Raw genomic sequence first — 25340 nt, forward strand, 5'->3', positions numbered from 1 at the left:
TCCCTTGAGATTAGTCGTAAAAGGCGTTGGTCGTTTCGCGCCGACCGCGCAGGAAGGCATCGGCAACCAGCCGCAGCGGGGCTGTGTCCACATCGCTCCGTCCGCCCCGAATCAGCGTGGCGAAGCGGCTGTAGAGGCCCGCATATTCGATATCCTCGCCATGCTCGGTGCCGCTGGGCAGCGACAGCACGGCGCCGCCTTGGCTCAGCTTCAGCATGCCTGCATCGGTTTCGACGATGATGTCCCAGCTTTGTGGGCCGGTCTGGCGCCAGTCGAGGTCCATGTGGATGTCCGCGCCCGCCGTGTCGCGAAAGACGATATCGGCGGCGATCGGCGCGGCGCGATTTTCGGGCAGCACCAGCGTCGCCTGCCTCAGAAAGAAGGGACGCGGCAGGATATGGGTGACGATGGAGAGCGCATTGATCCCCGGATCGAACACGCCGAGGCCACCCGGTTCCCAGATCCACGCCTGTCCCGGATGCCAGACGCGCACATCTTCGCGCCAGACGATGGACACTTTTTCGATCTTCCGTTCGGCCAGCCAGGCGCGAGCCGGAGCCACGCCCGCAGCAAAGCGCGAATGCCACGCCGCGAACAGGCTGACGCCGACCTTGTCCGCCTGTGCTTCGAGCGCGGCCACTTCGGCCAGCGTGGCGCCGGGCGGCTTTTCGAGGAACAGGTGGATGCCCCGCGCCAAGGCCTGCGACGCCAGCTCGTACCGAACCTGCGGCGGGGTGCAGAGCGCGATGGCGTCGACCGCCGGTCCCTCGCTAAGCAGCGCATCGAGGCTGGCGAGATGCGGCACGCCCTCCAACCCCGCATCCTGCGGGCTGACGGTCGCGGCGAGGCTGAAGGCACTGTTGCCCCGGATCGCGGGGACATGCTGGTCCCGCGCGATCTTGCCGATGCCGACGATAGCGATGCGGATCGGGTCCATGACCTTAGAGGACTTGGACCGTCACTTCGACCGGCGCGGCGCGCTTGAGCGGATTGCGCACCGGCAGGGTGAAGGGCGCGGCGAGGATTTCGAACACATCGCCTTCCTGTGTCGCCACGCCGTCGGTGAAGGACAGGGTAGCCGTGCCGAAGAAATGGACATGCACGTCACCGGGGCGGCGGAACAGATCATATTTGAAATGATGATGTTCGAGGTTCGCCAGGCTGTGCGACATATTGCCCTCGCCCGAGAGGAAGGGCTTTTCCCAGATCGTTTCGCCATTGCGCAGGATGCGGCTGCTGCCCTCGATATGCTCCGGCGCGGGGCCGACCAGCAGTTCCGGGCCAAGCGACGCCTGACGCAATTTGGAGTGGGCAAGCCAGAGATAATTGTGCCGCTCGGTCACATGGTCGCTGAACTCATTGGCGAGCGCGAGGCCGAGGCGATAGGGCTGGCCATCAGGACCGATGATGTAGATGCCCGCGATTTCCGGCTCCTCGCCGCCATCCTGGGCGAAGGCGGGCATGGTCAGCGGATCGGTCGGGCCGACAAGCTGCGAACCGTCGCCCTTGTAGAACCATTCGGGTTGCTGACCGACGGCGCCGGGGGTGGGCTTGCCGCCTTCCAGACCTTCCAGGAACATGCGCATCGAATCGGTCTTGGTCTCGGCGGAGGCGGCCTCGCGGTGCATCTTGTCGCGGCCTTCGGCGGAACCGAGGTGCGTCAGGCCGGTCCCGGTCAGTTGCACATGCGCGGCGTCCTCATGGTCGATCGGCGCGAGCAGGCGGCCAGCCTCATATTTCGCGGCGATGTCGACGGCGTCGCCCTTGGCGGTGGCGGCGACGATTTCGGTCAGCGAAACGCCCTTGGCGATGGCGTCCAGCGCCAGGGCGCGGATGGTTTCAACACCGACAAGAAAATGCGCCGCATCGCCTTGGGCAGCGATGACGGAACGGGTACCGCTGTCGGCACGGTACTGCAACAGGCGCAAAGTCATGAAAAAATCTCCTCCCGCGCGCCTCTGCCGGCGCTGGCTAAATTTCATCAAAAGGTCGAATTGTCAGTCATTTCATGCGCGCAAGATTGTCACGCGCCATCCCGCCTGCCCGGCGGTTCGAAAGACGGGGCTTTATCCGTCCTGTGAATCTCCTTATTACTCCGACATATTACAGGAAGTCGGGGAAGGCAATGATTGTGTTTCGCCTTGCCCGATCGACTGCTAAGAAGGTGGTCGGAGGAGTAAGAATGGCTGAGGAAAAGCGGCTCTTGAAGGGGGCTGGCGGGGGCGAAGCGGGTACAGCCAAGGAGGCTCGGGGTCCGGGCAGGCGGCTGCATGGCGCCATTGCGCACAAGTTGGGGACGGCGATCTTGTCCGGCCAATATGCGCCGGGCGACGTGCTCTCGGGCGAAGTCGCCTTTGCCGAGGAACTGGAAGTGTCGCGCAGCGCCTATCGCGAGGCGATTCAGGTGCTGACCGCCAAGGGGCTGGTGGAAAGCCGGCCCAAGGCGGGGACGCGAGTGCTGCCGCGCAATCGCTGGAACCTGCTCGATCCTGAAGTGCTGGCCTGGGCCTTTGCCGGGGAACCGGATGTGCAGTTCGTGCGCGACCTGTTCGAGCTGCGGGCGATCGTCGAACCGGCGGCGGCGCGGCTGGCGGCGACGCGGCGGACAAAGGATGACATCAGGCTGATGAAGGACGCGCTGGCCGCGATGCGCCGCCATACGCTGGCGACCGAGGCCGGGCGGGCGGCGGATCGCGATTTCCACAATGCGATATTGAACGCGACCGGCAATGATGCGCTGCAAACGCTGTCGGCCAGCATCGGCGCCGCGGTCAACTGGACGACCCAGTTCAAGCAACGCTCCCGCGCCCTGCCGCGTAATCCTATCCCGGATCATGTGCGGGTGTTCGACGCCATCGCGGCGGGTGACGCGGCGGCGGCGGCGGAGGCGATGGGCGTGCTGGTCGACCTGGCGCTGGAGGATACGGCGAGCGCGATGACGCGCTAAGCGGCCAATCCTCCATCCGTTCGTTTCGAGCGAAGTCGAGAAACGAGAAGGGTGCGCTATCCGTTTCTCGACTTCGCTCGAAACGAACGGATGTTTGAATGAAAAAAGGCCGGAGCGAGTGTCCGCTCCGGCCTTTTTATTGGCTTATGCCCAACTCAATCCAGATGCTGATCCGGCAGCGCGTGGGTCGGCTTCGACCCCCACAGCGCGTAGAACAGGATGTAAAGCTCGCACACCGCCGTCAGCAGAAAGCTGGTCTGCAACCCGAAATGGTCAGCCAGCCAGCCCTGCACCACCACCAGCGCCCCCCCGGCGATCGCCATGATCAACAGGCCCGATCCTTCTTCCGTCAGCGGCCCCAGCCCCTTGATGCCAAGGGTGAAGATCGTCGGGAACATGATCGAGTGGAACAGGCCCACCAAAATCAGCGACCACATGGCGACCGGCCCATGGGCAAAGACGGTGGTTATCATCACGATGAACGCGCCGATCGAGAAAGCCGCCAGCACCTTGCCCGCGTCGAAGCGCTGCATGATCGCGCTGCCGGCAAAGCGGCCGACCATCATCCCGCCCCAGAGGAAGGTCAGGTAACGGCCCGCCTGCTCATGGGTGAGGTTGGCGATGCTGGGCTGGCTGACGAAGTTCACGAACAGATTGGCGACGCCGATTTCCGCGATCAGATAGATGAAGATCGCGGGAATGCCGAACACCAGATTGCGATGCGACCAGAGCGAGAGACGCTTGCGTTCCTCCTTGGCAAGCCGCGAGGTGGAGGTGCCCATGTCGGGCAGCGGGAAACGCGCGATCACCACGGCCAGCACGACCAGCACGACGGCCACCAGCGCATAGGGCAGGACCACGGACTGGGCGTCGGCCAGGCGTTCGGCCTGGGTCAGCACGATTTCGCCCTGCGCGGTGCCGCCCTTCGACCGGCCGAGGATCAGATAGGCGCCGAACATCGGAGCCAGCATGGTGCCCGCCGAGTTCATCGCCTGCACCAGATTGAGCCGCGAGGAGGCGGTTTCGGGCTTGCCGACCACCGCGACATAGGGGTTCGCCGCGACCTGAAGCAAGGTGATGCCGCTGGCGATGACGAACAGCATGACCAAAGTCACGCCATAGGAGGGGATGGACGCGGCCAGCATCATGCCCAGCGCGCCCGCCGCCATGATCAGCAGGCCCGTCACCATTGACCTCTTGTAACCGATCCGCTCGATCAGCTTGGCCGACGGGATGGAGGCGAAGAAATAAGCGATGAACCACACCGATTCGATCAGCGTCGTCTGAGTGTAGCTGAGTTCGAACACGCTGCGCAGATGCGGCAGCAGCGTATTGTTGATGACGGTGATGAAGCCCCACATGAAGAAGAGGCTGGCGAGCAGCGTCAAGGCAGGGCCGTAGCGCGTGCCGGGATTATAGGCCGCGGCGGGCGCGGCTGCAGAGGAAACGGGTCCTGCCATTCATCCTTCTCCGGAAGTGTCGAAACGGAGCGCCGCCGGAACAGGGTTGCGTCCGATTATTATGTAGGAGTATATCCCCGTCCGCGGCGCGTCAATGGCGTCGGGGAGGAACAGCATGCGAAAGGCCCTTATGAACAGATCAGTCTTGGCAACGTTGTCATACGGCAGCCTCCTCATGATGACAAGCACTGCGGCTCTTGCGGCGGAAGCGGGCCGCGCACCCGCGGGCAAGCTGGCCGACGGCACCGCGATCGAGGCGATCACGCTCAAAAATGCGCAGGGCGTGTCGGCCACCATCCTGACCTATGGCGCGACGTTGCAGAAGCTGGCCGGGCCGGACCGCAGCGGGAAAGTGGCCGACGTGCTGCTGGGCTATGACGATCTGGCCGGCTATGTCGACCATCCCAATTATTTCGGCGTCACCGTGGGCCGCTATGCCAATCGCATAGCAGGCGGCAAGTTCACGCTGGACGGCAAGAGCTATCAGTTGCCGCTCAACGACAAGGCCAATTCGCTGCACGGCGGCGGCAAGGGTTTCGACAAGCAGGCGTGGAAGGTCATGTCGCTGAAAAGCGGGCCGACCGCCACGCTGGTCCTGTCGCTGACCAGCCCGGACGGCGATTCGGGCTATCCGGGGCAGCTCGACGCCACCGTCACCTATACGCTGGACGAGGCGGGCAATCTGGGCATCGCCTTCGACGCGAAGACCAGCAAGCCGACCATCGTCAACATGACCAACCACGCCATCTTCAATCTGGCGGGCGAAGGATCGGCGAATGGGGCGCTCGGCCATATGCTGACCATCCCGGCCAAGGCCTTCACCCCGGTCGACGCGAACCTGATCCCGACCGGCGAATTGCAGCCGGTGGAAGGAAGCGTATTCGATTTCCGCGCACCCCGCCGCGTGGCGGACGGCATTCGCGACGGCCGCGATGCGCAGATCGTCGCCGGGCGCGGCTATGACCATAATTTCGCGCTGGACAAGGGCGCGACCAAAACGCCCGAATTGGCGGCGCGGCTGGAAGACCCGGCTTCGGGCCGCGTGCTGGAGGTGCTGACCACGGAACCCGGCGTGCAATTCTACGCAGGCAATTTCCTCGACGGCACGCTGGTCGGCAAGCACGGGCACCTTTACCGCATGGGCGACGGCATCGCGCTGGAGCCACAGAAATTCCCGAACTCGCCCAACCAGCCGCAATTCCTGTCGGCGCGGGTCGACCCCGGCAAACCCTATCATCACCAGATGATCTATCGCCTGTCGGTCCAGCGCTGAGGGGCTGACCATGGCTGAATGGCGCAAGATCGAGCGCGAGGCGCGCGACACGCTGGGCGAAGGGACGCTGTGGTCCGCACGGGAGAATGCGGTCTACTGGACCGATATTCTTGGCAAAGCGCTCAACCGGCTGTCGCTTGATGATGGCGTCGTTCAGCGCTGGGCCATGCCCGAACCGATCGGCTGGGTGGTCGAGCGAGCGGGCGGCGGCTTCATCGGCGGGTTCCAGAGCGGCTTTGCCCGGATCGCGCTCGATCCGCTGGCGATCACGCCCCTGGGCGACCCAGAGCCGCATCTGCCCGGCAGCCGCATGAATGACGGCAAGGCGGATAGCAGCGGCGCCATCTGGTGCGGCACCATGGACATGGCGGAGGAGCAGGATGTCGGGGCGCTTTACCGGCTCGATCCCGATGGGAGTTGGACGGTGATGGACAGCGGCTATCGCGTGCCCAACGGACCGGCTTTCTCGCCCTGCGGCCAGTGGCTCTACCATAGCGATACGGCCAGGCGGCAGATGTACCGCTTCGCCCGGACGGCCGAGGGTGGCTTGACCGATCGCCAGCCTTTCATCCGCTTTGCCGAAGAAGATGGCTATCCCGACGGCATGACCGTGGATGCGCAAGGGCATCTCTGGATCGCGCATTGGGGCGGCGGACGGATCAGCCGCTTCACGCCCGAAGGGAAGCTGGATCGGTCGATCGCCCTACCCGCCAAGCAGGTGACGAACATCTGCTTCGCCGGGGAGAGGCTGGACCGGATGTTCGTCAGCTCGGCGGCGACCGGCTTGCCCGAGAGCGAATATGATGGAGCGTTTTTTGAGGTCTTCCCCGGCGTGCAGGGTCTGCCGACTTATCCATATGTGGGGTAGGTGCAGGCTGTAATTGGCCATTTCCGGACATTTTCGAAGTTCGTCATCCCCGCGAAGGCGGGGATCCATCTCCCGACCTAACCGCTTGATGCAACGCTGGGAGATGGATTCCCGCCTTCGCGGGAATGACAAAACAGGAAGCGTCCGCCTTCCACCCTAAACCGGCGCCCGCCCAGAACTATCCCGCCGCACCAGAGTAAAGTCGAACTGCGGCGCATCTGCCGGACCGCCTACCAAGGCATCGATCACCGCGCCGCCCATCGCCTCCAGCGGCTGGCTGACGGTGGTGAGCGGCGGCCAGGCGGTGAGGCCGGCGGGCGTGTCGTCGAAACCGACGACCGACAGATCCTCCGGCACGCGCAATTTCAGCCGATGCGCGACGGTCAGCGCGCCGAGCGCCATATCGTCATTGGTGGCGAAGATAGCGGTCGGGCGGTCGCTTCGGGTCAGCAGATGCTCGCCTGCCTTGATTCCTGACTCGAAATCGAACGCGCCTTCCACGAACAATGCTTCATCCAGCGGCAGGTCCGCCCCGGCCAGACCGTCGCGAAAGCCCTCGACACGCTGCATGGCGGCCTTGTGGCTGGCGGGCGGGGTGATAACGCCGACGCGGCGATGGCCAAGGCCGATCAGATGATCCGCGATCATCCGCCCCGCCGCGCGTTCGGGCGTCGGAATGTTGAAGCTTTCCGCCATCACCGATCCGGCGATGCGGGCGCAGGGCAGCTTCAGTTCGGACAGGCGCTGGAGCAAGGGCGCGTCGTCGGACAGCGGCGGCACCAGGAAGACGCCATCGGGCCGCAGCGCCGCGACCAGCCGGTCGAGAATGGCGAACCGCTCTTCGCCCGCCAGCGGCATCGGTTCGACCACCAGATGATAGCCCAGATCCCGGCACCGGCTCGCCGCGCCCGACTGGATGCCGCTATTATAGGAGGGGGCCGGGTTGTTGTAGAGGAAGGCGATCATGAACGACCGGCCGCCCGCCAGCCGCCGCGCCGACTGGTTGGGCCGGTAGCCGAGCTGGCGGATCGCCGCCGTCACCCGTTCGCGCAGCTCCTCGCTGACATTGGGCGCCTTGTTGACCACCCTGGACACGGTCTTGATCGATACGCCCGCCAGCGCCGCGACGTCATGGATGCTGGACATCAGCGGCGATGCGTGAAGCGAAGGACGGCCATTCGCAGCTCTTGCCATGGAAGGCGGGGCAAGGAAACAACCTTTGCCTGCGATATGGTCGCGCCGCCGTCCCCCATTTCGAGCCGCTGGCGTAAACAGGCAGCATCCCCGCCCAAGCTTGCAGGAGATGACATGAAAAATCGCCTTGATCCGGCATCGGCAAGCAGCTAGAGGGATAAGACAACGTTGTCATACTCTCCAAGCAAGGCAACGGCTGTCATCCCGGGCGGCGGTCGGATGAACTGCACGCATCAGGCCATCGCCCGGGATGCGCTTTTCTAGAGCAGCATCCGACCCGATTGCATCGGATCGGCTGCTCTAGACCTTTGTTTTGCCGCGTTTTCCGAGTCATTGTTTTTTGCGCAAAGCCGGTTCCCACTTTTGCGCACGATGCTTGTCTTATGACATTGTTGTCCGTTTGGGTCAGGATGAGATGCCCGTTCCGGGGTGGCCACCCCGGAACGGGTGGAAGGGGACGGATCGCGCATCGATGCCGGTCGATCAGGGACCGGGTTAGAGTTGGATCGCCCCTTTCTTTTCCTTCAGGCCCGAACGGATACCGGGGCTTTGTGGCCCGGATGACAAGCATGGGACACGGAAAAGATGAGCAATGATCTACCACAAACCCTTGGCATCGACATCTCCAAAGCAACACTCGATTGCCATGCCCACCCTGCCTCAGCTGCCCGGCAGTTCCCCAATACCACCAAGGGCCACAAGGCGCTGATCGCATGGCTCGAACAATGGACAGTCGCGCAAATCGCCTATGAAGCAACGGGAACTTACCATCGTGCAATAGAACAGGCGCTCGCTCACATGCCCTGCGTCAGGCTCAATCCCGAACGAGCCAGACGCTTTGCTCAGGCCACCGGCACCCTCGCCAAGACCGACCGCATCGATGCCGCCCTGCTGGCCCGCATGGCAGCCACCGTGCAACCTCCCATCAGGCCAGCGCCATGTGCAAATCAGGTGCTGCTGGCCGAACTCATCAATGCCCGCGACGGACTGGTTCGGGATCGTACTGCACTCAAGAACCGAGATCAGAAACTCACCATTCCTTTCCTGAAGCGCCAGTGCAGGCAGCGCCTCGACCAGATCGCACGCCATATCGAAGCACTCGATGCTGAAATCGCCCAGATCATCGCTGCTGATCCGGCTCTGGTCCGCCGCCATAACATCCTCACCAGCATCGATGGCCTCGGAACGCTGACCGCCAATCAACTCATCGCCATCATGCCCGAACTCGGCAGCCTTGATAACAAACAGGCCGCATCACTCGCCGGTCTCGCTCCTGTCGCCAGACAGTCCGGCCAGTGGAAAGGCAAGAGCTTCATTCGAGGCGGCCGCGCAAACGTCCGCAAAGCCCTCTATATGCCTGCCCTCGTCGCTGCCCGCTTCAACCCCGATCTCAAGGCAAAATATCGACAACTCATCGCCGGCGGAAAACCACCAAAACTCGCCATCACTGCCGTCATGAGAAAGCTCATCGTCACCGCAAATGCCCTGCTCAAGGCAGATCGCATCTGGCGCAAATCACTCGCTTGACCATCACGGATACTCTAAGGTCGCAGCAGGGTCAGCATGACCCGCAGGCCGGGGCCATTATCCGCCAGCGTCACCCCGCCATGGTGCAGCCGCGCCACCGCTTCCACGAGTGACAGGCCCAGCCCCGATCCGGGTTTGCCCCGAGCCGGGTCGAGCCGGCCGAACCGCTTCAATGCGGCGGCATGGCTTTCCGCAGCGATGCCGGGGCCGTTATCGGCCACGCTGATCAGCAGATGACCGTCCTCCAGCGCGGCGCTCAGGTCGATGCGGTCGCCGCCCTCCGCATAATGAAGCGCATTTTCGATGAGATTGGCGAGCGACTGGCTCACCAGTTCGCGATGGAGCGGAAAGACCAGCGATTCAGGCGCGGAAACGGTCAGCGCAAAGCCGCTATCTTCCACCAGCGGGCCATAGATTTCGCCCACGTCGCGCAGCAATTCCCCGACATGGGTGTTGCGCCGCTGATCGCCGCCAAAGCCCGCCTCGGTCCGGCTGATCAGCAGCGCCGTGGTCAGCATGGAGCGCAGCGTCTGCGCCTCATGATGCACCTTTTCCAACGCATCGAGCGCGATGTCGTCGCGCGTCTGGGCGCTGGCCTGTTCGACGACGGAGATCAGGCGCGTCACCGGCGACTTGAGGTCATGGGCCAACCCGTCGGTCATCATCCGGAGCTGCGTGACCAGCGCGTCGATCCGCTCCAGCATGGCGTTGATCGATGTCCCAAGCCGGTCGAAGGCGTCGCCGCTGCCGTCGGTCGGCACCCGCCGGTCGAGCGCGCCCACCGCGACATCATTGGCGGTCTGCGCGATGTCGGACACTTGCCGTGCCAATATGCGGCCCAGCATGATGGCGATGCCCAGCGCCAGCACCAGGCTCATGATGAAGGCGACGCTCAGCGCCTCCTCATAGATGCGCGCCAGTTGCAGGCTGTTGGAAATGACCATGCCGGTCAGCAATTGCCCGCCGCCCTTCAGCTTCACGGGGATGACGCCGATCGGCTCCGGCTCGTCGCGGCCGATGCGGTAGAGCGATATGATCCGCCAGCGTCCGTCGGCGGACAGGCTGGCGGGCCAGGCGCCCAGATTGCCGCTGACCGGGCGCCCCGCCGCATCGGTCTGCAGCAGCACGGCGCGTTCCCCCTCCACACCGCGGAAACGGCGCGCGATTTCGCTGCGCAGGGCCGCCGCGCTGCCGCTTCGATGGAGGGCGAGCAGGTCGTCGCGGGTATCCTCCACCGCCTGCTGGTCGGCGGCGACGACGGTGCGCTGGCTCGCCTGCTGGACGAACAGCAGCACGCCGCCCGTCACCAGAAACTGGCAGAGGAAGGCCAGGCCCACGAACCGCCCGATGGTCGAGCGGGCAAAGGCGAACCAGCGGCGGTTATGGAGGGTCTTAGAGATTGCTAATGGGCCTTTTTGGGTGGAGAGCGGACATCATTTCCGTCATCCCAGCGAAAGCTGGGATCTCAGGCGAGAGCGCACAGCCTGGCCTCACGAGATCCCAGCTTTCGCTGGGATGACGATTGTTGATGTCCGAAACTGACCAAAAGCTGTCATGGCCACCTCCCCACACGCCCTAATTCTCCGGCCCCAGCCGATACCCCATGCCGCGCACCGTATGCAGCAGCGGCCTGGAACCACCGGCCTCGCCGCCTTCGTCCAGCTTGCGGCGCAGGCGGCTGACATGCACGTCGATGACGTTCGTACCCGGATCGAAATGATAATCCCACACCCCTTCCAGCAGCATGGTCCGCGTCACCACCTGATCGGGATGGCGCAGGAAGAATTCCAGCAGGCGGAATTCGCGCGGTTGCAGGTCGATGGTGCGCGATCCCCGCTTCACCCGGCGGGAAAGCAGGTCCATCTCCAGATCCTCATGGCGCAGGTTGGTGACGACCGCGCTGCCGCTGCCACCCCGGCGCAGCAGCAATTGCACGCGGGCCAGCAGTTCGGCAAAGGCGAAGGGTTTCACCAGATAATCGTCGGCGCCGCTGGTCAGCCCTTCCACCCGGTCCTCCGGCGTGCCGAGCGCGGACAGGATGATGACCGGTGTTTCGATCCCCGCGGCGCGCAGCGCCTTCAGCATCGCCATGCCGTCCATCGCCGGCATCATCCGGTCGAGGATGATCGCGCCATAGCTGCCGTCGCTCGCCAGGAACAGGCCGTCGCGGCCATTGTCCGCCTGGTCGACGGTGAAGCCCGCCTCGCTCATGCCCTTGGCTACATAGGCGGCGGTGGCGGCGTCATCCTCCACCACCAATATCTTGTGGCTCATCGTCCCCCTTCCGGCCGGTCCAGCATCACCACGCGCATCCGATCCGCATGTTTCAGCCCCAACGCTATCCGTGGCTGGGGATGGTGTAACAGATAGGCGCTGGCCTGATCCAGCGAACTGATCGGCGTGCCGTTCAGGCTGACCACGCCGTCCCCGACGCTGATGCCGAGCCGCGCCGCCTGGCCATCGGTTTCCATGCTGGTGACGATGACGCCGGGATGACCGTCCGTCAGGGTCACGCCGGGGAGGGCGCGGGCCTTGGCCGCGATGGCCTCCATCCGCTCCTCGGCGGCATGGCGCGTATGCAGGAAGAAGGCGCTGCTCATCGCCATGGCGCAGAGCGCAAGGGCGGCCAGCAGCGCGCCCGATGCGGCGTTGCTCAGTCTCTGCCGGTCCATGGCGTGGCTTTCATGGGATGCAGGATGATCGATGGGTTCGGCCAAGTCATGTTAAGCTTTGTTCATGCCCCGGACGGAACGGGCGCGACGGCGACGCGCCCGGTCCGCTCCAGCTTGCCCCAGCCCACGACCCAGCCGCCAATGGCCGAGGCGATGGCCCGCACCACCACCCAATACATGATCTGGCGATAGACGAAGCGCTGCGCGACCAGCAGATGCGGCGGATAGCCCACGTCGCGATTGTCGAGCGCATAGGCGACCCAGCCGCAGAGCACATCGATGCTGGTGAAGGCCAGCCAGTAAAGCCCCATGGTCCACACGTCGTTGCTGGTCTGCGCCCAGCCATGCTGATGCACCCGGACGATGGTGCCGATGATCGAGGTGACGAGCGCCAGATCGATGAGGGGAGAGATGGCGGCGAACAATATCTGGAACAGCCAGGACTGCGGCAAACCGACCAGAGCAAGCCCCGTGGGCCGCCGATCGCGCAGGATGCGGCGATGCTTCCACAGGCATTGCAGCGTGCCGAACGCCCAGCGATAGCGTTGCTTGGCGAGCGTCCTGAAGCTTTCGGGCGCTTCGGTCCAGGCGACGGCTTCGGGATCGTAGGTGACGCGCCAGCCCGCCCGCTGGATCGCGATGGTCAGGTCCTGATCCTCCGCCAGCGTATTTTCGGGATAGCCGCCCACCGCGTCCAGCGCCGCCCGCCGCCACGCGCCGACCGCGCCCGGCACGACCGTCATGGCGTCGAACCCGGCCAGGGCGCGGCGCTCCAGATTCTGCGCGGTGATATATTCGACCGCCTGCCAGCGAGTGACGAGGTTGACCCGATTGCCGACCCGCGCATCGCCCGCCACCGCGCCGATGGCCGGGTCAGCGAACCAGCGGGCAAGGCGGGTTATGGTCCACGGCTCGAACTGGGTATCGGCGTCGAGGGCGATGACGATCTCGCCCTTTGCCTCGCGCAAGGCCCGGTTGAGCGCCGCCGCCTTGCCGCCATTGGGGAGCGTCAGCAGCGTCACGCGGGGATCGCCGGCAAAGGCCTGCGCGACGATGGCGCTGGTCGCATCCTTCGATCCATCGTCCGCGACGATCAGTTGCAGCGCCGGATAGTCGCTGGCCAGCACGCGGCGGACCGAGGTTTCGATGACCCGCGCTTCATTATAGGCGGGGATGATGACCGAAACGGTCGGCTGATATTCCGGCGGCACAGGCCGTCCCCGCCGCGCCTGGAACCAGGCGAGCAGCGTCATCAGCACCGCCCGCGCCAGCCCCAGCGAGATCGCGACATAGAAAATCCAGCCAAGCAGCGCCGAAAGCGCCGCCAGCACCACGAACACCGCGACATCCACGCGCACCGCCAGCAGGTCGCTGGCCTTGACCAGCGGCATGGCGGCCTGCGCGGGAAGCCCGGCAAGCTGCGACACCGGCACGAAGCGATAACCCTCCGCCCTCAATTGCGCGATGATGCGGGGCAGCGCCTCCACCGTCTGCGACCGTTCGCCGCCGCCATCGTGGAGCAGGATGACATTTTCCGATCGGTCGGCGCTGTTCGAATGCACCTGATCGATCACCTGCCGCACGATCGCGTCGGTGCCGGGGCGCTGCCAGTCATTGGGATCGACGTGCAGGCCGACCACCGTATAACCCAGCTTCTGCGCGGCCAGTGCCGGTTCCAGCTCGTCCGCCGTGGTCGGCTCCGCATCCCCGAAATAGGGGGCGCGGAACAGCCGCATGCTGTGCCCGGTATAGGCCTGCACCAACCGCTGCGTGGCGTTGAGCTGCAACCGGGTCGGCTCCTCGGACCAGGTGGCGAGGTTGGGGTGGTCGTAGGTGTGGTTGCCGATCTCATCCCCGTCCGCGACGATCCGTTGCAGCAGCCCCGGATGTTCCAGCGCATTTTCCCCGATCACGAAGAAGGTCGCGGGCGCATGCATCTGCTCCAGCACCTTCAGGATTTTCGGCGTCCAGTCCGCATCCGGCCCGTCGTCGAAGGTCAGCGCCAGCATCTTCGGATGCTGCGCGCCGGTGCGCTGAACCTGATAGGGCGTTGGCAGCGCATCATAGCTTTCATGCTCGATCGCCCCCTGCGGCCCGAAGGCCACGGCGCGATGGCCCTCCGTCGGCGTGGCGGTGATCCGCAATATCTCGCCCGCCCCCTCGACATCGGTGCTGAGCGTGCTCGTTACGACACTCAGGTTCGGGCGGCCGCCATTGCGCCAGGCGGTCAGGTCCGCCCAGATGCCGGGGTCTTCGCTGCCCAGCCGCCACAAGGCGACGCTCTGGATGCCGAGGCGCTTCAGCACCAGCAGTTCGTTCCAGCTCGCGGCGGCGTCCAGCATCCAGATCTGGTGGCGTTGCCCCGCCTCGTCATAGGCGAAGCCCGCATTGCCGCTGGCCGCGTCGTAAAGCGGGCGTGCATCGCTGTCATGCGCGGCGAGCCAGGCTTCGTCCAGCGACAGCGCATCGGCGGTGCTGTGGCCTTCGGCGCCATGCCAGTCATAGGCATAGCTGCCGAGCGCGACGATGATGTGATTGGCGCCGATCTCGCGCAAGGCGACCTCCGCCTGCCGCGCGAACCAGCCCTGCGCGGCGATCGGACCGGGCTCGCCGCCCTGCCAATGCTGGTCGTAATCCATCAGGATCACCCGGTCAGCCACGGCGGCGAAGCGGGCGAGCGGCCAGCCGTCCTCGCCGGCGGGCACGGTCAGCGCGATTTTCGTGCCATGGGGCATGGCGGCGCGCAGCATGTGGAGGAAGCGCAGATAGCCGGGCATGGCGCTGCCCGGCAGCGATTCGAAGTCCATGACCATGCCGGCCTCATGGCGGCGAGCGACATAAGCGCCGAGCTGCCGGGCGAGCGCCTGCGCGGCGGCGGGATCGCGCAGCAGTTGCGCCGCGCCCGCGCCGTCCCAGCTTTCCTTGCCGATATTCTGCACCATCGGCAGCACCTTGGGCGGACGGGGCATGGCGGCGATCATGCGGTCGAACGCCGGATCGGTCGCGACATGGATCGGCTTGCCGGGGCCGGGCACGGCGATCAGCGCGGGCACCACCCAGTCGAGCTGTCCGACATGGCGGCGCAGCGACGCGATGCTGCTTTCCTCGCCAGGCACGTAGAAGCCGACATTCAGCGGCCGGGCCTGGACCTGATGCTTGCCCCAATGCGGCAGCCATTTGGCGATGTCCCGGCGCAGGGTGGAGATGCCCGACAGGCGCGCCGCATGGGGCTGAGGAAGCGGCAGGGCGAGATCGCGCTCCGACGGCACGGCGACCAGCGTGGTGGCAAAGGCGATGGCGGCGAGCAGGATCGAAAGCAATCCGCCCGCCAGCAGGCGCCGCGCCCAAAGCCCCCTGCGGCCGGTGGGATCGAAGAAGATCGGTCTGCTCATGGTTCGCGCTGTCGCCCTGTTTTAGGAGCCCGCCTTTACGCGCCAGGCCTTGCCGGGCCGATGAGCCGTTCATGAAATATTGGTCATGATCGGGAGTGGGGGAGGATTTTATGTCCGCCCAATCAAGCTTTTCTACCGCCTCGATCAGCAAAGCTTGAAAGACAAATCTCTACCTGCAAACTAGATAAGAAGCCGTCTCGATTCGGCAGGGGAGAGGACAGATGGAATGGCGCTCGGCAATCGGTCGGCATTGGGGTCGCTGGAGCGACGCCATGAAGCGTGAATTGCTGCGGGAGCCGGACCGCGTCCTGATCGATCGCGGGCCTGACGCCGTCGCGCTCATGCAGGACAATGCCAGCGATAGGGCGGAGATTTTGGAACCGTCGCTCGATCTGCGGTGAAAATGCTCTGACGGGCTTGTCCTTACCGACTCCGCTTCCGATATCGCGGCCATCGTCCGGACGGCCTTCGCGCCGCTCCATCCATGAATTTCAGGGAGATATTATGTCAGCCACCGCCCGCGCCGTGACCCGCGCCGTCGAACCGCTTTTCCTTGACCGCTGGTCGCCGCGCGCCTTCGATTCCTCCGTGATCCCGCAGGAGGATCTGGACACGATCTTCGACGCCACCCGCTGGGCGCCCTCCGCCTTCAACTATCAGCCCTGGCGCCTGCTCTACGCCACCCGCGACGGCGCCGACTGGAGCCGCTTTCTGGGCGTGCTGCTGCCCTTCAACCAGAGCTGGGTGCAGAATGCCTCGGCGCTGGTCTATATCCTGTCCGACACGCTGATCGCCGCGCCGGGTTCGGAAGAGGCCAAGCCCTCGCACAGCCACAGCTTCGACGCGGGCGCGGCCTGGGCGCTGCTGGCGTTGCAGGCGACGCGGCTCGGCTATCACAGCCACGCCATGACCGGCGTCGATTTCGACAAGGCGCGGGTGGAACTGGGCGTGCCCGACCGTTTCCGCATCGAAGCCGCCGTCGCGATCGGCCGCATCGCGGACAAGGCGATCCTGCCCGAAGCGCTCCAGTCACGCGAAGCGCCGAGCGGCCGCAAGGATATTGCGGAGTTCGTCACAGCGGGCAATTTCCCGGCTTAAGCGGTAAGGAGCCGCCAGAACCCGCTGCTGCATCAGGGGATCATGGCGGCGCCCCCCCTCAAATCCGCGCCAGCGCCTCCGCCGTCGCGTCCATCGTCCCCGGCTCCTGATCGCCGGTCAGGGCGTAGGACATGTCGCCGCGCCGCCAATAGGCCACCGACTGCCTGCCCTCCCGCACCGCATCGGGATGTTCGGGCGCGGCGGTTTTCTCATGCACGGCGAAGATCGTCATCCTGTGCCCCGCATCGGTGCGCACCGCCATCAGCAGCGCGGGCGCCTTGTCGGTCGGGAATAGCTGGACGTCGGTGACATGCCAGTCGTCGGGCAGTTGCGGCATGGCGATGCGGGTGTTGAGCGCGACTTCCCGCGCATCGAAGCGGGGCGCTTCGATCTGCGAATTCATGTCGGCGCGCAGCATCGCAATCCGGTGCGAGGCGACCGCATAGCTGACATAGGCAGGCGGGCGTTCGAAGCCCACCATCCACACGGCAAAGGCGGCCGCCAGCCCCGATGTCGCCAGGCCCATCGGCATCATCCGGCGCCAGCGGCTTTTCGGCGGGTGCGCCAATCGTTCGGCCATTTCCGCCAGACCGGCAGGCACCGGCCGGCCGTCCTGCGTCAGCATGCAAAGCCCGCTGCGGACGCTGAGGTCGCCCATGACCCGGGCGGCAAGGTCGGGCTGATGCGAGAGATGGGTTTCGACGACGAAGCGCCGCTCCACATCCAGCTCGCCGTCCACATAGGCGTCAATCTCCTGATCGGTAATTTTCAGATCGGTTGGGCGATCAGTCATCGCTTCCTCCTATCAGCCGGAGGCCAGCTCCACCCGGCTGCCCCTGTTCCCTTTCTCTCAATGCCGCGCGCGCCCGCGCCAGCCGCGACATCACCGTGCCCACCGGCACGCCCAGGGTTTCCGCCGCCTGCTGGTAGCTGAAACCCTCTATCGCCGTCAGGTGCAGCACGGCGCGGTGATGTTCGGGCAAGGCGGCAAACTGCCGCGCAATCTGGACTAGCCGGGCATGTTCCTCCTGCCCCGGCTCCAGCCGGTCGACCAGCGTTTCGGCAAAGCGGCTGTTGCGCCGCGCCTCCGACGCCTCGCGCCGCTTGGCGGAGAAGAAGACATTGTGGACGATCGCGAGCAGCCAGCGGCGGCGGTTGCGGTCGGGCTGGAACGTCTCCTGCCGCTCGATGGCGCGGACGAGGGCGTCCTGCACCACATCGTCGGCCTCCTGATCGTCGCGGGTCAGCGACCGGGCATAGCGTCGCATCGCGGCCAGATCGTGCCTGATGTCTGAACCGTCGTCCATCATCCTGCTGTCATGCCGCCCACGCCGCCGGGGTGGCAAGCGGCATGTGCAACGCCTCGGCATAGCTGCGCGCCACATCCTCCAGCACATCGTCCCAGGTGAAGCGGGCCGCCGCCTCGGCCGCCGCAGTGCCCAGCGCGGCGCGGCGATGCGGCTGGCGGACCAAACCGGCAACCGCCGCCGCATAGGCTCCGACATCCTTGGGCGGCACCAGCAGGCCGGTGCATCCTTCGGTTATCAGGGTCGACGCGCTGGGCACATTGGCGGAGACGATGGCGAGGCCCGATGCCATCGCCTCCAGATTGACGTTGCCGAAGGCTTCCGTGACCGAGGGGTTGATGAGGATGTCGGCGCTGGCGACGGCGCGGCCCAAAGCCTCGCCCGACAAATGGCCCATGAAGGTGGCGTTGGGCAGCCGTTCGGCCAGCCAGCCCCGCGCCGGTCCCTCCCCGATGATCAAGGGCCGGACGGCCAGCCCCTGCGCCCGGACGGCGTCGATGGTTTCGGCAAAGATGCGCAGACCCTTTTCCAGCACCAGCCGGCCGAAGAACAGCGGCACCATATCCTCCGCATCATAGCCGAGGCTGGACCGCAAAGCCTGATCGCGCAGCTCCGGACGGAAACAGGCGGGGTCGATGCCGCGCCCCCACAGGGCGACGCGCCCGGTTCCGAGCCGGGCCTCCATGTCCCGCGCGATCGGCCAGGTGGGACAGAGAATCCGGTCGCAATCGCCATAGAAGCGGTCGAGATAGCGCTCCACCGGCCCGCGCAGGAAGGACAGGCGGTAATAGTCGAGATAGGTTTCGAAGCGGGTGTGCAGGCTGGCGACCACCGGAATGCCTTGTGCGCGGGCATGTTTCTGCGCCTGCCGCCCCAGCAGGTCGGGGGCCGAGAGATGGACGATGTCGGGCGCGAACGCCTCGAAATCCTGCCGGGTGGCGGGAGGGAAACCCAGCGCGACGCGATATTCGGGACGGCCGGGAATGCTGATCGATCGGACGGAGCGCACATCGCCCACCGACTCGAACGCCTTGCGCGGCGCGGTGGGCGAATAGATGCGCACCTGCGCCCGCACGCGATGCAGCAGATAGGCGACCAGCCGGTTGAGCGCCTGATTGGCGCCATCGCGCACGCAATCATAATTGCCGGAAAACAGCGCGACACGCAGCGGACGGCCCAGCGCGCCCGTCAGCGCGAGGCGGGATTCGGGAAGGCGCATATGGTCGGCGCGAAGGTCGGCGGCGTTGTTCATGCCCGGTATACGCGGGGCGGGAGCGGTCTATTCCCTCCAGATGCGGGGCGTTTACAGGAAAATGACCGACGCTAGGCCGTAAACTCATAAATATCGCGTTCGAGGCGCCAAAATGGCGAACATATCGGGCCGAAATGCGCGCCGCGAAGGTTGAACACCTTTGCAAGCGCATTTCGGTTCGAGATGGAAGCCATTTTGGCGTCCTGCGGATTTGACCAAAAAGGCCCATCCCGGCGTCGAGAGGGCTTGAAATATCGACATATTCCTGCGCCCTCTCTCCTTGTGCTGGGCCTTTTTGCCTCAAACCTCGAGCGCGACATTCATGAGTTTACGGCCTAGATTGAAGATGTGACTCGGCTCCGACCTCGCTTCATTCTGGCGCTCGCATTCCTGGCGGCGCTGCTCGCGGGCGCTGCCGCCTATTGCCGCTATCTCGGCTATCCGAACGGACGGGTCTTCACCGTCGTTCCGGCTGCGACTCCAGGGGATGGCGGCACGGTAGCGGTCTTCTTCTCCGGCGATATGGGGTTCAATGCGGGCATGGGGCCAGTGATCGCCGGTCATATGGCGCAGGGCGGTCTGCCGGTGCTGGGCTTCAATTCTCTGACCGCCTTCGCCCGCCGCCAATCGCCGGAGGAAAGCGGCAAGCTGGTGGAGCAGGCGGCCCGCCGCGCCCTGGCCCTGCCCGGCGCGCGCAGGCTGGTGCTGGCAGGGCAATCCTTCGGCGCGAACATGCTGCTCGCCGGGCTGGAACGCCTGCCGCCTTCGCTGCGCGCCCGGATAGCCATGGTCGCGCTGATCGTGCCCGCCGACACCATGCTGTTCCGCGCAACGCCGGGCGGGGTGTTCGACTTTGGCGACGACGGCCCGGCCGCGCCCGCCGCCCATGCGCTCGACTGGGCGCCGGTGATCTGCATCCACGGTCTGGCGGAGAGCGGCAGCCTCTGCCCCGGCTGGCGCCAGTCCAATGTCCGCATCATCGGCTTGCCCGGCGGCCATTTCCTGCGCGACGACAGCGCGCTGGTGGCGGCAACCCTGCTCCGCGCCCTGCCAACCGCCCCGAACATTGCCAAAAGTTCAGACAGAGCAGAGCCTCCCGCAATCTGAAAGGGTCCAGAAGCGGTGATCGTTCCGGGAAAGGATGGGTCATATGGCGATGGGGAGGCTTTGGGCAGCGCTGGCGCTTCTGGCTACGGCCGCAAATGTGCCGGTCCCTCAGCCCGAAGGCCGACAACCCCAAGGATTGTGGCTCGGCCCGCATAATAATGTCGCCGTGCGCACCGGACCCTGCGGCGACCGGCTGTGCGGCTGGATCGTCTGGGCCGACCGCGAAGCGCAGGCCGATGCGCGCGACGGCGGCACAGCCCGGCTGGTCGGCACCGAATTGCTGGAAGACTATCGCGCCGAGGGCAAGGGACAATGGCGCGGCACCGTCTTCGTCCCCGATCTGGGCCGCCGCTTCAGTTCGCAGATCAGCCAGCTTTCGCCGGGCCAGTTGCGGGTCAAGGGCTGCATATTGGGCGGTCTGATCTGCAAGTCGCAGCTCTGGACCCGGATCGAGCGGTTGCCGGGGCAGTCATGATCGATTTTCGCCACGCCCGTCTCTGGTTGATACCCGGCCTGCTGGCGGGGGCGGGCTTGCTGCTGTCGACCGTCAACGTAATGAACCCGGCGCGGGCGGCGGCCGATCCTGTGCCCGGCGCGACGGGACCGATCGCGGAAAGCCGCTACAGCCTTCCGCCCATGGGGCCAATCGCAGTCTACCGGCCCGCGGGCGTGCCGAACGGAGTGGTGCTGGCGCTCTCAGGCAGCAATGGCTGGGACGATGACAGCGCCGACACCGCCCGCGCCCTGGCGGCGCGGGGCGCGCTGGTGGCGGGCATCTCCACCCCCTCCTTTCTGACGGCGTTGCAGGCTTCGCACCGCTGCATCAATCCCAATTACGGCATCATCGCCCTGGCTCGCGACCTGCAACACCGGCTGGCGCTGCCCATGTACAGCAAGCCGATCCTGATCGGCCGGGGCGAAGGGGCGGCGCTGGCCTATGCGACGCTCGCCTCCGGACCCAATGGCGCGTACAAGGCGGTGTTCTCGCAGGACTTCACGCCGCTTCTGGATGGTGGCCGGTCCTGGTGCCGGTCGGGCAGCCTGAAGGTCGCCGCCATCGCTCGTCCCCATCATGGCTTCGCCTTCGCCCCCAGCCGCCGACTCCCTTCGCCCTGGATCGCGCTGGCCGAAGCCCCACGCCCCGCATTGCAGCGCTTCGTCGCCCGCACCGGCAGCGGCAGGCTGATAACGGTCGCGAGGGGAGAGGGGGAGGTCGCGCTGCTCTCCCAGATTCGGCCTTTCCTCGCCGCGCCACCCGCCGATGCCGCGCTGCCCACCGGATTGCCGCTGAACATCGTCACCGACGCCGCCGCGCCGCGCACCGACATGATGGCGGTCATCTATTCGGGCGACGGCGGCTGGGTCGGGCTGGACAAGGATGTGGCGGGCCAGCTCGCCCATGCGGGCATCCCGGTCGTCGGCGTGGACAGCCTGTCCTATTTCTGGAGCGAGCGCACGCCCCACGGCGCAGCCCACGACCTCAGCGCCATCATCCGGGGCTATTCCCGCCATTGGCGGCGGCCCCGCGTCCTGCTGGTCGGCTACAGCTTCGGCGCGGATGTGCTGCCCTATATCGTCGGCGGCCTGCCCGCGCCCCAGCGCGCTCAGGTGCGGCGTCTCTCGCTGCTGGGCCTCAGCCCCAGCGCCGATTTTCAGTTTCACATGAGTAGCTGGCTGAACATGGATTCGAACCGCCAATATCCCACCATTCCCGCCATAGCGCGGCTGCGCGGCCTGCCCATGCTCTGCGTGCGCGGAACGCTGGAGAATGACAGCGCCTGCCCCTCCATCCCCCAAGGGCTGGCGCAGATGGTGGTCGTGCCCGGCGGCCATCATTTCGACCGCAACGCCCCGCTGCTGGTGACTCATATGCTCAAGGGGCTGACGATATGATCCTGGTCGAGCGGATCAAGGCCTGGAAAGCGCCGCTGACGGTCGCCGTCACGCTGGCGGTGGCGGCGCTGGGGCTGGTGACGCTGCACGGCCTGCTGGCGGAGGTGCGGCTGAAGGATATTCGCCATGCCGTGCACCTGATCGCGGGCTGGCGGCTGGCCGGGGCGCTGGCGCTGACGGCGGCGAGCTATGTCGCGCTCACCTTCTACGACTATGTCGCGCTGCGGATCGTCGGGCGGCCCTTGCCGTGGCGGACGGCGGCACTCGCCTCCTTCTGCAGTTACACGCTCAGCCATAATCTGGGCCTGTCGCTGCTGACCGGCGGGTCGGCGCGCTACCGCATCTACACCGCTGCTGGCCTTGAGGGCGGCGACATTGCGCGCATCATCGTCTCGGCGGGCCTGTCCTTCTGGGGCGGGGTGTTTGTGCTGGCGGGCGCGCTGATGCTGGTCCATCCGGCGGATATCGGCATCATGGGATGGACGATCGGCATGCCGCTGCAAAGGCTGGCGGGCGGGGCGATCCTGATCCTGACGATGGCGGCGCTGTTCGTCCTTGGCCCCGGCCGCGCACCGCGCCTGTTCGGCTGGAGGCTGGCGCTGCCGACCAGGATGCAGGCGGCCGCCCAGATCGGCGTCGCCAGCATCGACCTTGCCGCCGCCAGCGCCGCGCTGTTCATCCTGGTGCCGGGCATCGCACCGGCGCTCTATCCCACGCTGTTCCTGGCCTATGCGCTGGCGATCATCGTCACTTTGGTCAGCCATGTGCCCGGCGGCCTCGGCATATTCGAGGCGGTGATCCTCGCCGCCCTGCCCGATGTGGACAGGCCCAGCCTGCTGGCGGCGCTGATCGCCTATCGCCTGATCTATTATCTGATCCCCTTGCTGCTGGGCGTCATCGCCATCGCCCTGCATGAAGGCAATAGCTGGCGCCATCCCGTCAGCCGGGTGCTGGATGGGGCACAGGCGGCGGCATCCGGCATGGCGCCGGTCATGCTGTCGCTGCTGGTGGCGGTGGGCGGCGTGATCCTGCTGATTTCCGGCGCCTTGCCCGCGATCCAGCACCGCATGCACATCGTCACCGACTGGCTGCCGCTGACCTTCGTAGAGGCGTCCCACTTCGCCGCGAGCATCATCGGCACGCTGCTGATTCTGCTGGCATCGGGCCTCTATCGCAGGCTCGACGCCGCCTTCTGGATGACCCGAGCGCTGCTGCTGGCGGGCGCGCTCTTCTCGCTGATCAAGGGGCTGGACTATGAGGAAGCGAGCGCGCTGCTCCTCATCGCCGCGCTGCTGCAATGGACGCGGGGCGCCTTCTACCGCCGCACCAGCTTCACCGCCGAGGCGCTGACCCCCGCCTGGATCGCGACGCTGGCGGTGGCGGTCGGCCTGTCGATCTGGATCGGCTTCTTCGCCTATAAGCATGTCGATTATCAGAACGACATATGGTGGCATTTCGGCCCGCACGCCAATGCCGCCCGCTTCCTGCGCGCAGGCCTTGCGAGCGCGGTGCTGGCGGTCGGCGCCGCCTTCTGGCGCATGTTCCGCCCGGCGACCGCGCCCCGGCATGTCGATCGCCCGTCCACCGCCTTCAGCGCCGACGCTTTGGCGCTGGCCGAGCGGACCGACGCCTTCCTCGCGACCACCGGCGACAAGCTGTTCCTGACCTCCGACACGGGCCGGGCTTTCGTCATGTATCAGGTGCAGGGGCATAGCTGGATCGTCATGGGCGACCCTGTCGGAGACCGGACGGAATGGCCCGACCTGCTCTGGCAATTGCGCGAGATGGCGGATGCCGAACAGGGCCGCCTGCTGCTCTATCAACTGAGCCTCGACGCCCTGCCGCTGGCGATCGACCTGGGTTTCGCCATCGTCAAATATGGCGAGGAAGCCCGCGTCGACCTGCATCACTTCACGCTGGAGGGGCCGGACGCCAAACCGCTGCGCTATGCCGAACGCCGCGCCATGCGCGAAGGCGCGATCTTCGAGATCGTGCCCGCGCACGCCGTCCCGCCGCTGCTGGAGGAGCTGGAGGCGATTTCCGACGAATGGCTCGCCGCCAAGGGCCATGGCGAAAAGGCGTTCAGCGTCGGCCGCTTCGACCCGGCCTATATCGCGACCTGCGACTGCGCCCTCGTCCGGCAGGATGGGCGCATCGTCGCCTTCGCCAATATCTGGGCGACTGCCAATCGCCGCGAATTGTCGGTCGACCTGATGCGCCATGCGACGCAAATGCCCTATGGCGCGATGGACTTCCTGTTCATCCGCCTGATGCAATGGGGGCATAGCCAAGGCTATGACTGGTTCACCCTAGGCCTTGCCCCGCTTTCGGGCATAGAGGCGCGGCGTCTCTCGCCCTTCTGGGCCAAGGCGGGCGCCTTCTTCTTCCGCCATGGCGAGAGTTTCTACGGCTTTGAGGGGCTGCGCGCCTATAAGGACAAATATGCCCCGCGCTGGGAGCCACGCTTCATTGCCGGGCCGCGCGGCATCTCCCTGTCCCGCGGGATGATCGATCTGCAAAAGCTGGTCGGCGGCGGACCGGGAAGCGCGGCGACACGGACAAGGCGGCGCAGGCCGGTTGCGTCGCCTGCGGTGAGGTTGAACGATGGGAACGACGCGTTGTCGGAGCCTCTGGCGCCGATGGAGTGGTTAGCAGACATTGGCAATCATTAGGCTGGTGCCCGCACAACCGGTATCGAGGTGCGGATAACGTGAAGCGCGGAGCGCAGGAAAAGAACCGCGATCAACGCCCCTATGATAATGTCAGGCCAAGGTGACGCACTGAGCGCCACCCCTCCGGCAGCGGCAAGAACACCAACGTTTGAAATGACGTCATTGCGCGAGCACTCGAAAGTGCTCGCCATGTTCACGTCCTGCTGACGGAAGCGCCACAGCAGCCTCAAGCAAGTCAAATTCGCAGCAAGAGCGATACCGCCGAACACCAGCATCAGCGTTGATGATGGGGGAATGCCGGATTGGATTTTGGCTAAGATGTCGATGGCGATCCCGACTCCAAAGGCGAGAATGAAGATGCCCTTCGCTAAAGCCGCGCCGCCTTTCCAACGCTCGGAACGAGACAGCGCATAAATGCTCAGTCCATAGACCAGCGCGTCGCCCAGCATATCGACGCTATCCGCCATCAGCGCAGCAGAACCCGCGATGGCCCCGGCTGTAAACTCGGCCACGAACATGATGGCGTTGATTGCCAGCACTGTTTGAAGAACGCGCCGCTGCTCCACTTGGCGAGCAAGCCTTTCGAGTTCCTTGCCTTTCCCGGCGCAACAGTGGTCAGCCATAAATCCTCCTAACGGCTTTATGGCGGCGGCGCTGAACTTTCGCTAGTGGTCGCTT

The 25340-nt window shown here is 65.6% G+C and carries 22 protein-coding genes; 10 read left to right on the forward strand and 12 right to left on the reverse strand.

Annotated elements, in window-relative coordinates:
* Positions 1–10: 10 nt before the first annotated feature.
* Positions 11–937, reverse strand: a complete 927-nt coding sequence (locus VVT58_RS11115) for a Gfo/Idh/MocA family oxidoreductase (protein WP_327755053.1) — start codon at positions 935–937, stop codon at positions 11–13.
* 4 nt (positions 938–941) lie between these two features.
* Complete coding sequence (araD1, locus tag VVT58_RS11120; protein ID WP_327755054.1) at positions 942–1934, reverse strand: AraD1 family protein; 993 nt, start codon at positions 1932–1934, stop codon at positions 942–944.
* A 248-nt stretch (positions 1935–2182) separates the two neighbouring features.
* On the opposite strand from araD1, the gene VVT58_RS11125 reads away from it, so the two are divergent.
* Positions 2183–2947, forward strand: coding sequence for a FadR/GntR family transcriptional regulator (locus tag VVT58_RS11125; protein ID WP_327755055.1), 765 nt, complete (start codon positions 2183–2185; stop codon positions 2945–2947).
* 155 nt (positions 2948–3102) lie between these two features.
* Here the strand turns inward: VVT58_RS11125 and VVT58_RS11130 are convergent, their stop codons facing one another.
* Positions 3103–4407: a sugar MFS transporter gene (locus VVT58_RS11130; RefSeq protein WP_327755057.1), complete on the reverse strand. Its 1305-nt coding sequence runs from the start codon at positions 4405–4407 to the stop codon at positions 3103–3105.
* A 115-nt stretch (positions 4408–4522) separates the two neighbouring features.
* Between VVT58_RS11130 and VVT58_RS11135 the strand changes: the two genes are divergently transcribed.
* Together VVT58_RS11135 and VVT58_RS11140 are read left to right on the forward strand one after the other, a co-directional pair.
* A complete protein-coding gene (locus tag VVT58_RS11135; RefSeq protein WP_405053702.1) occupies positions 4523–5680 on the forward strand; it encodes an aldose epimerase family protein in 1158 nt (385 codons plus the stop codon).
* Positions 5681–5690: 10 nt separating this feature from the next.
* Positions 5691–6548, forward strand: coding sequence for an SMP-30/gluconolactonase/LRE family protein (locus tag VVT58_RS11140; protein ID WP_327755059.1), 858 nt, complete (start codon positions 5691–5693; stop codon positions 6546–6548).
* A 156-nt stretch (positions 6549–6704) separates the two neighbouring features.
* Here VVT58_RS11140 and VVT58_RS11145 read toward each other — a convergent pair whose 3' ends face one another.
* Positions 6705–7694 (reverse strand): LacI family DNA-binding transcriptional regulator, encoded by a 990-nt coding sequence (locus VVT58_RS11145; RefSeq protein WP_327755060.1) that lies wholly within the window; start codon positions 7692–7694, stop codon positions 6705–6707.
* Positions 7695–8327: 633 nt separating this feature from the next.
* Here VVT58_RS11145 and VVT58_RS11150 point away from each other — a divergent pair.
* Positions 8328–9269 carry an IS110 family transposase gene (locus VVT58_RS11150; RefSeq protein ID WP_327754298.1) on the forward strand — a complete coding sequence of 314 codons (942 nt, stop codon included), beginning with the start codon at positions 8328–8330 and terminating at the stop codon, positions 9267–9269.
* Positions 9270–9283: 14 nt separating this feature from the next.
* Here VVT58_RS11150 and VVT58_RS11155 read toward each other — a convergent pair whose 3' ends face one another.
* The 4 genes from VVT58_RS11155 to VVT58_RS11170 all read right to left on the reverse strand — a co-directional run bounded on the left by VVT58_RS11155 (position 9284) and on the right by VVT58_RS11170 (position 15333).
* Positions 9284–10606: a sensor histidine kinase gene (locus tag VVT58_RS11155; RefSeq protein WP_405053703.1), complete on the reverse strand. Its 1323-nt coding sequence runs from the start codon at positions 10604–10606 to the stop codon at positions 9284–9286.
* 238 nt (positions 10607–10844) lie between these two features.
* A complete protein-coding gene (locus VVT58_RS11160; RefSeq protein WP_327753163.1) occupies positions 10845–11543 on the reverse strand; it encodes a response regulator transcription factor in 699 nt (232 codons plus the stop codon).
* On the reverse strand, positions 11540–11941 hold the full coding sequence (locus VVT58_RS11165; protein WP_327753164.1) for a PDZ domain-containing protein: 402 nt from the start codon (positions 11939–11941) through the stop codon (positions 11540–11542). Before VVT58_RS11165 ends, VVT58_RS11160 begins: the two co-directional genes overlap by 4 nt.
* Positions 11942–12003: 62 nt before the next feature.
* A complete protein-coding gene (locus VVT58_RS11170; RefSeq protein ID WP_327753165.1) occupies positions 12004–15333 on the reverse strand; it encodes a glycosyltransferase in 3330 nt (1109 codons plus the stop codon).
* 221 nt (positions 15334–15554) lie between these two features.
* Here VVT58_RS11170 and VVT58_RS11175 point away from each other — a divergent pair, with 221 nt between their 5' ends.
* A complete protein-coding gene (locus VVT58_RS11175) occupies positions 15555–15734 on the forward strand; it encodes a hypothetical protein (RefSeq protein WP_066554327.1) in 180 nt (59 codons plus the stop codon).
* A gap of 103 nt (positions 15735–15837) precedes the next feature.
* The gene (locus tag VVT58_RS11180; protein ID WP_327753167.1) at positions 15838–16431 is read left to right on the forward strand and encodes a nitroreductase family protein; all 594 of its coding nucleotides are present in this window, start codon (positions 15838–15840) and stop codon (positions 16429–16431) included.
* A gap of 58 nt (positions 16432–16489) precedes the next feature.
* On the opposite strand, the gene VVT58_RS11185 is transcribed toward VVT58_RS11180, so the two are convergent.
* From VVT58_RS11185 to VVT58_RS11195, 3 genes are read right to left on the reverse strand one after another with little or no spacing between them, the layout of a single operon-like run.
* Complete coding sequence (locus VVT58_RS11185) at positions 16490–17224, reverse strand: anti-sigma factor (protein WP_066554337.1); 735 nt, start codon at positions 17222–17224, stop codon at positions 16490–16492.
* Complete coding sequence (locus VVT58_RS11190) at positions 17217–17741, reverse strand: sigma-70 family RNA polymerase sigma factor (protein WP_327753168.1); 525 nt, start codon at positions 17739–17741, stop codon at positions 17217–17219. The genes VVT58_RS11185 and VVT58_RS11190 overlap by 8 nt, the downstream gene beginning before the upstream one ends.
* Before the next feature lie 7 nt (positions 17742–17748).
* Positions 17749–18957 carry a glycosyltransferase family 1 protein gene (locus VVT58_RS11195; RefSeq protein ID WP_327753210.1) on the reverse strand — a complete coding sequence of 403 codons (1209 nt, stop codon included), beginning with the start codon at positions 18955–18957 and terminating at the stop codon, positions 17749–17751.
* Positions 18958–19338: 381 nt separating this feature from the next.
* Between VVT58_RS11195 and VVT58_RS11200 the strand changes: the two genes are divergently transcribed.
* The 4 genes from VVT58_RS11200 to mprF are packed head-to-tail and all read left to right on the forward strand — an operon-like array spanning position 19339 to position 24662.
* Positions 19339–20097 (forward strand): AcvB/VirJ family lysyl-phosphatidylglycerol hydrolase, encoded by a 759-nt coding sequence (locus tag VVT58_RS11200; protein WP_327753169.1) that lies wholly within the window; start codon positions 19339–19341, stop codon positions 20095–20097.
* A 43-nt stretch (positions 20098–20140) separates the two neighbouring features.
* Positions 20141–20572 carry a DUF2147 domain-containing protein gene (locus VVT58_RS11205; RefSeq protein WP_066554341.1) on the forward strand — a complete coding sequence of 144 codons (432 nt, stop codon included), beginning with the start codon at positions 20141–20143 and terminating at the stop codon, positions 20570–20572.
* Complete coding sequence (locus VVT58_RS11210; RefSeq protein ID WP_327753170.1) at positions 20569–21990, forward strand: AcvB/VirJ family lysyl-phosphatidylglycerol hydrolase; 1422 nt, start codon at positions 20569–20571, stop codon at positions 21988–21990. Before VVT58_RS11205 ends, VVT58_RS11210 begins: the two co-directional genes overlap by 4 nt.
* A complete protein-coding gene (gene mprF / locus VVT58_RS11215) occupies positions 21987–24662 on the forward strand; it encodes a bifunctional lysylphosphatidylglycerol flippase/synthetase MprF (RefSeq protein WP_327753171.1) in 2676 nt (891 codons plus the stop codon). The genes VVT58_RS11210 and mprF overlap by 4 nt, the downstream gene beginning before the upstream one ends.
* Here mprF and VVT58_RS11220 read toward each other — a convergent pair.
* Positions 24659–25285, reverse strand: coding sequence for a cation transporter (locus tag VVT58_RS11220; protein ID WP_327753172.1), 627 nt, complete (start codon positions 25283–25285; stop codon positions 24659–24661). The genes mprF and VVT58_RS11220 overlap by 4 nt on opposite strands.
* Positions 25286–25340 lie beyond the last annotated feature (55 nt).

Origin of the sequence: Sphingobium sp. SJ10-10 (genome assembly GCF_036038995.2) — a bacterium.
Lineage (GTDB): Bacteria > Pseudomonadota > Alphaproteobacteria > Sphingomonadales > Sphingomonadaceae > Sphingobium.

Coding starts and splice junctions, on each gene's coding strand:
- VVT58_RS11115 (WP_327755053.1), bottom strand. CDS start 937: ATGGACCCGATCCGCATCGCTATCGTCGGCATCGGCAAGATCGCGCGG.
- araD1 (WP_327755054.1), bottom strand. CDS start 1,934: ATGACTTTGCGCCTGTTGCAGTACCGTGCCGACAGCGGTACCCGTTCC.
- VVT58_RS11125 (WP_327755055.1), top strand. CDS start 2,183: ATGGCTGAGGAAAAGCGGCTCTTGAAGGGGGCTGGCGGGGGCGAAGCG.
- VVT58_RS11130 (WP_327755057.1), bottom strand. CDS start 4,407: ATGGCAGGACCCGTTTCCTCTGCAGCCGCGCCCGCCGCGGCCTATAAT.
- VVT58_RS11135 (WP_405053702.1), top strand. CDS start 4,523: ATGCGAAAGGCCCTTATGAACAGATCAGTCTTGGCAACGTTGTCATAC.
- VVT58_RS11140 (WP_327755059.1), top strand. CDS start 5,691: ATGGCTGAATGGCGCAAGATCGAGCGCGAGGCGCGCGACACGCTGGGC.
- VVT58_RS11145 (WP_327755060.1), bottom strand. CDS start 7,694: ATGTCCAGCATCCATGACGTCGCGGCGCTGGCGGGCGTATCGATCAAG.
- VVT58_RS11150 (WP_327754298.1), top strand. CDS start 8,328: ATGAGCAATGATCTACCACAAACCCTTGGCATCGACATCTCCAAAGCA.
- VVT58_RS11160 (WP_327753163.1), bottom strand. CDS start 11,543: ATGAGCCACAAGATATTGGTGGTGGAGGATGACGCCGCCACCGCCGCC.
- VVT58_RS11165 (WP_327753164.1), bottom strand. CDS start 11,941: ATGGACCGGCAGAGACTGAGCAACGCCGCATCGGGCGCGCTGCTGGCC.
- VVT58_RS11170 (WP_327753165.1), bottom strand. CDS start 15,333: ATGAGCAGACCGATCTTCTTCGATCCCACCGGCCGCAGGGGGCTTTGG.
- VVT58_RS11175 (WP_066554327.1), top strand. CDS start 15,555: ATGGAATGGCGCTCGGCAATCGGTCGGCATTGGGGTCGCTGGAGCGAC.
- VVT58_RS11180 (WP_327753167.1), top strand. CDS start 15,838: ATGTCAGCCACCGCCCGCGCCGTGACCCGCGCCGTCGAACCGCTTTTC.
- VVT58_RS11185 (WP_066554337.1), bottom strand. CDS start 17,224: ATGACTGATCGCCCAACCGATCTGAAAATTACCGATCAGGAGATTGAC.
- VVT58_RS11190 (WP_327753168.1), bottom strand. CDS start 17,741: ATGATGGACGACGGTTCAGACATCAGGCACGATCTGGCCGCGATGCGA.
- VVT58_RS11195 (WP_327753210.1), bottom strand. CDS start 18,957: ATGCGCCTTCCCGAATCCCGCCTCGCGCTGACGGGCGCGCTGGGCCGT.
- VVT58_RS11205 (WP_066554341.1), top strand. CDS start 20,141: ATGGCGATGGGGAGGCTTTGGGCAGCGCTGGCGCTTCTGGCTACGGCC.
- VVT58_RS11210 (WP_327753170.1), top strand. CDS start 20,569: ATGATCGATTTTCGCCACGCCCGTCTCTGGTTGATACCCGGCCTGCTG.
- mprF (WP_327753171.1), top strand. CDS start 21,987: ATGATCCTGGTCGAGCGGATCAAGGCCTGGAAAGCGCCGCTGACGGTC.
- VVT58_RS11220 (WP_327753172.1), bottom strand. CDS start 25,285: ATGGCTGACCACTGTTGCGCCGGGAAAGGCAAGGAACTCGAAAGGCTT.